General features: G+C 72.2%; 4 protein-coding genes. All 4 read right to left on the bottom strand.

Going from position 1 to position 5,130, the window contains the following annotated elements:
- A partial coding sequence (locus tag BGM09_RS06695) for a biotin/lipoyl-containing protein (RefSeq protein ID WP_317452572.1) occupies positions 1-301 on the bottom strand: 301 nt, incomplete at its 3' end.
- Between the two features lie 56 nt (positions 302-357).
- The gene (gene lpdA, locus BGM09_RS06690; protein WP_188280502.1) at positions 358-1,746 is read right to left on the bottom strand and encodes a dihydrolipoyl dehydrogenase; all 1,389 of its coding nucleotides are present in this window, start codon (positions 1,744-1,746) and stop codon (positions 358-360) included.
- Between the two features lie 365 nt (positions 1,747-2,111).
- Positions 2,112-3,617, bottom strand: coding sequence for a leucyl aminopeptidase (locus BGM09_RS06685; protein WP_188280501.1), 1,506 nt, complete (start codon positions 3,615-3,617; stop codon positions 2,112-2,114).
- A 929-nt stretch (positions 3,618-4,546) separates the two neighbouring features.
- A partial coding sequence (locus BGM09_RS06680) for an adenosylcobinamide-GDP ribazoletransferase (protein ID WP_188280500.1) occupies positions 4,547-5,130 on the bottom strand: 584 nt, incomplete at its 5' end.

Genomic DNA, 5,130 nt, shown 5'->3' with positions numbered 1-5,130 from the left:
CCGCGGGCGCCTGGGCGGGCTCGGGCTCGGCCGCCGGAGCCGGGGCAGCCGCGGGCGCGCCGCTGCCGTCGTCGATGACGGCCAGCTCGGCGCCGACCTCGACCGTCTCGTCCTCGGCGACCTTGATGGACGCGAGCACGCCGGACGCGGGGGAGGGGATCTCGGTGTCGACCTTGTCGGTCGAGACCTCGAGCAGCGGCTCGTCGGCCTCGACGCGCTCGCCCTCGGCCTTCAGCCAGCGGGTGACAGTGCCCTCGGTCACGCTCTCGCCGAGCGCCGGCAGGGTTACGGAAACCGCCATGGTTGCGGTTACTCCTAACGATCTGTGCGGATGGGGTGGCGTGGAGGAGCGGAGGGTCAGTCGTGCGAGTGCAGCGGCTTGCCCGCGAGGGCCAGGTGGGCCTCGCCGAGCGCCTCGCTCTGGGTCGGGTGCGCGTGGATGAGCTGCGCGACCTCGGCGGGCAGCGCCTCCCAGTTGTAGATGAGCTGGGCCTCGCCCACCTGCTCCCCCATCCGGTCACCGACCATGTGGACGCCGACGACGGCGCCGTCGCGCACCTGGACGAGCTTGACCTCGCCGGACGTCTTGAGGATCTTGCTCTTGCCGTTGCCCGCCAGGTTGTACTTCAGCGTGACGACCTTGTCCGCGCCGTACAGCTCCTTGGCCTTCGCCTCGGTGATGCCGACGGAGGCGACCTCCGGGTGGCAGTACGTGACGCGCGGGACACCGTCGTAGTCGATCGGCACGGTCTTGAGACCGGCCAGCCGCTCCGCCACGAGGATGCCCTCGGCGAAGCCGACGTGCGCGAGCTGGAGCGTCGGGACCAGGTCGCCGACGGCCGAGATCGTCGGCACGTTGGTGCGCATGTACTCGTCGACCAGGACATAGCCGCGGTCCGTCGCGACGCCCTGCTCCTCGTACCCCAGGCCCTGCGAGACCGGGCCGCGGCCGATGGCGACCAGCAGCACCTCGGCCTCGAAGGTCTTGCCGTCCGCCAGCGTGACCTTCACACCGCTGTCGGTGTACTCGGCGCTCTGGAAGAAGGTGCCCAGGTTGAACTTGATGCCGCGCTTGCGGAAGGCGCGCTCCAGCAGCTTGGAGCTGTTCTCCTCCTCGACCGGCACCAGGTGCGGCAGCCCCTCGACGATGGTCACGTCCGTGCCGAAGGACTTCCACGCCGAGGCGAATTCGACGCCGATCACGCCGCCGCCCAGGATGATCGCCGACTGCGGCACCCGGTCGAGGACCAGCGCGTGGTCGGAGGAGATGATCCGGTTGCCGTCGATGGTCAGGCCCGGCAGCGACTTCGGTACGGAACCGGTCGCGAGCAGGACGTGCCGGCCCTGGATCCGCTGGCCGTTCACATCGACCGAGGTGGGGGAGGACAGCTTCCCCTCGCCCTCGATGTACGTCACCTTGCGCGAGGCCACCAGGCCCTGGAGGCCCTTGTACAGGCCCGCGATCACGTCGTCCTTGTACTTGTGGACGGCCGCGATGTCGATGCCCTCGAAGGTGGCCTTCACGCCGAACTGCTCGCTCTCGCGAGCCTGGTCCGCGATCTCACCGGCGTGCAGCAGCGCCTTGGTGGGAATGCAGCCGTTGTGCAGACAGGTGCCCCCGAGCTTGTTCTTCTCGATCAGGGCGACGTCCAGTCCCAGTTGCGCGGCACGCAGCGCGGCTGCGTAGCCGCCACTGCCGCCGCCGAGGATCACTAGGTCGAAAACAGTGCTGGCGTCGTTCGCCACGTCACGTCCTCCATGCATGGGTTCGCCGGAGCCGGTCCACCATGACCGGGCGGCGGCTTTGGTTCGGCCGCTTTGTCTAAAAGGGGGCCCTGTCGTGCCGAACCACATCTTCGCACTTGTTCGCGGCGGACGGGTCATCGGCCTGTGGGGTGAGACCCGTCGAACACGGCCCCGGACGCGCCGTCCGGGGCCGTAAGTGACCTATCTCACTGCCTTTTCGCCGCGCTCTCGCCGCCGGGCGCTTAGACCCGGTATCGACGGTCGATCGTGCTCGCCCCTCGTTCCTCGGGGCTGTGCGCGTTCTCCCTTTCGATACCGGCGCGCCCTTTGGCTCGATCGCTACACGGGTTCACCCGGAAGGCGGTTCAGAGAAGATCGCCGTCCGCGGCCTGGTGGGCCAGGCTGAGCAGGGTGCGGACCGCGGTGCCGGTGCCGCCCTTGGGGGTGTAGCCGAAGGGCGCGCCTTCGTGGAAGGCGGGGCCCGCGATGTCGAGGTGCGCCCAGGTGATGCCCTCGCCGACGAATTCCTTCAGGAACAGCCCCGCGATCAGGCCGCCGCCCGGCCGCACACCCATGTTGGCGATGTCGGCGGTGGGGGAGTCGAAGGTCTTGCGCAGCTCCTTGGGGAGCGGCATCGGCCAGGAGTCCTCGCCCGCGGCCAGCGCCGCGGTGTGGATCCGGGTACGGAAGCCGTCGTCGTTCGACATGATCCCGAACCGGCCCTCGCCCAGCGCCAGCACCATCGCGCCGGTCAGCGTCGCCACGTCGACGATCGCGTCCGGCGCCTCCTCGCTGGCGCGGGCCAGCGCGTCGGCCAGCACCAGACGGCCCTCGGCGTCGGTGTTCAGCACCTCCACCGTCGTGCCGCTGTACATCTTCAGCACGTCGCCGGGGCGGATGGCGTTGCCGCCCGGCATGTTCTCGGCCAGCGCCAGCCAGCCGGTGACGTTGACCTCCAGGCCGAGCCTCGCGGTCGCCACGACCGCGGCGAACACCGCGGCGGCGCCGCTCATGTCGCACTTCATCGTCTCGTTGTGCCCCGGCGGCTTGAGCGAGATGCCGCCCGAGTCGTACGTGATGCCCTTGCCGACGAAGGCGAGGGTACGGGTCGCCTTGGCGTGGGTGTACGCCACCCGGACCAGCCGCGGCGGCGTCGCCGAGCCCTGGCCGACGCCGAGGATGCCGCCGTAGCCGCCCTTGGCCAGCGCCTTCTCGTCCAGCACCTCGACCTTGAGGCCGTGCTCCTTGCCCGCTGCCTGTACGGCGGCGGCGAACGCCTTCGGGTTCAGGTCGTTGGGCGGGGTGTTGATCAGGTCGCGGGCCCGGTTCACCTCGGCGCCCACCGCGACGGCGCGGGCCGCCGCGGCCTTGTGCGCCTTGTCGCGCGGCTTGGCGCCGGTCACGGCGACCTCGCCGAGCGTGCCCTTGCCGTTCTCGGCCTGATACGTGGTGAACGCGTACGCGCCCAGCAGCGCGCCGGTGGCGACCGCTTCCAGGTCCGCCGGGTCGGCGGCGGGCAGCGCGAACGCCGCCTTCTTCGCGCCGCCGAGCGCGCGGGCGGCGACGCCCGCGGCCCTGCGCAGCGCCTCGGCGTCGAAGCCGGTGCCGTCCTCGGGGGCGTCGCCGAGGCCGACCGCGACCACCACCGCGGACTTCAGGCCCGCGGGCGCCGGGAGCTTGGTCACCTCGCCGTCGGCGCCCGAGGCGCCCAGCGTCTCCAGTACGGCGGCCAGCTTTCCGTCGAACGCCTTGTCCACCGCCTCCGCCCCCGGTGCGACCTTGGGGCCCTTGGCCCCTTTGGTCACGCCCACGACGACGGCGTCCGCACGCAACGCTGCGGCGGAGGAGGTACTGAGTGTCAGAGCAGTCACGGTGGAGGGGGTCCTATTCGGTCGAGGTCCTGTGCTGCGGCCGGTTGGTTGGCCCGGCCCGGCCCCAGGCATCGTATTCCGCCACATCAGCGGGGCGGCACGCGCCCGTTGCCCAATCCCCGACCCTACGCCTGCGGCGCGCTCCCCCACCCACCTCCTCTTCCCGAAGACGTGCCCCGCCAGGGGCGCGGAGAACTGCGCGCTCAGCCCGGACGCTTCCGCAGGTCACCACCGGCACCGGCGGGGCAGTTCGGTTGTCTTCGGATCACCGGGCCGGTGGTGGGTTGCTCGCGCAGTTCCCCGCGCCCCTTCGGGGCTCGCCTCGCGTGCGACGGAGGGGGAGCGTTACCTAGGGGCGGGGGGAACTGCGCGACCAGCCACGACGCTCCCGCAGGTCATCACCGGTCCCGGCGGGGCAGTTCGGTTGTCTTCGGATCACCGGGCCGGTGGTGGGTTGCTCGCGCAGTTCCCCGCGCCCCTTCGGGGCTCGGCCTCACGTGCGACGGAGGGGGAGCGTGACCTAGGGGCGCGGGGAACTGCGCGACCAGCCACGACGCTCCCGCAGGTCATCACCGGTCCCGGCGGGGCAGTTCGGTTGTCTTCGGACCACCGGCCCGGTGGTGGGTTGCTCGCGCAGTTCCCCGCGCCCCTTCGGGGCTCGCCTCACGCACGGCGGAGGGGGAGCGTTACCTAGGGGCGCGGGGAACTGCGCGACCTGCCACGACGCTCCCGCAGGTCACCACCGGTCCCGGCGGGGCAGTTCGGTTGTCTTCGGACCACCGGGCCGGTGGTGGGTTGCTCGCGCAGTTCCCAGCGCCCCTTCGGGGCTCGTCCCGCGCGCGGCGGTGGGGGGAGCGTTACCTAGGGGCGCGGGGAACTGCGCGACCAGCCACGACGCTCCCGCAGGTCATCACCGGCCCTGGAGGGGGTCAGCGGAGGGCTAGGAGGAGGAGGGCGGAGGTGGTGGCGGTTTCGCACAGGGCACCGAAAACGTCTCCGGTGGTGCCGCCGAGGCGGCGGACGGCGCGGCGGAGGAGGAGTTCGGCGCAGAGAAGGGCGAGGGCGGCGGAGAGCCCGGAACGGAGGGGGGTGAGGCCGCCGAAGGGGAGACCGGCGGCGCAGGCGAGGGCGCAGCAGAGGACGGCGACCGACCAGGCCCTCCGCAGGGACACGGTGGAGGCGACGGCGGCGCCGAGGCCGCCGGGCCGGGCGGCGCGTACGCCCGTACGGCAGGCGAGCGTCATGGCGGCGCGGCCGAGGACGGCGGACAGGACGGCGGCGGCGCAGCCGTAGCGCCAGCCGTGCGCGTAGCAGGAGGCGAGGGCGGCGGCCTGGGCGAGCAGGACGAGCACGAGGGTGAGGACGCCGAAGGGCCCGATGTCGGACTGCTTCATGACGCGCAGCGCCCCCTCGGCGGGCAGCCCGCTGCCGAGGCCGTCCGCGGTGTCGGCGAGACCGTCCAGGTGCAGGCCGCGGGTGGCGACGGCGGGCACGGCGACCGCGCCGACGGCGG

The sequence above is a fragment of the Streptomyces sp. CBMA29 genome (genome assembly GCF_014596445.1).
Lineage (GTDB): Bacteria > Actinomycetota > Actinomycetes > Streptomycetales > Streptomycetaceae > Actinacidiphila.
The sequence above is the reverse complement of the archived record's forward strand: the minus strand, read 5'-3'. Positions and strand labels throughout refer to the sequence as shown.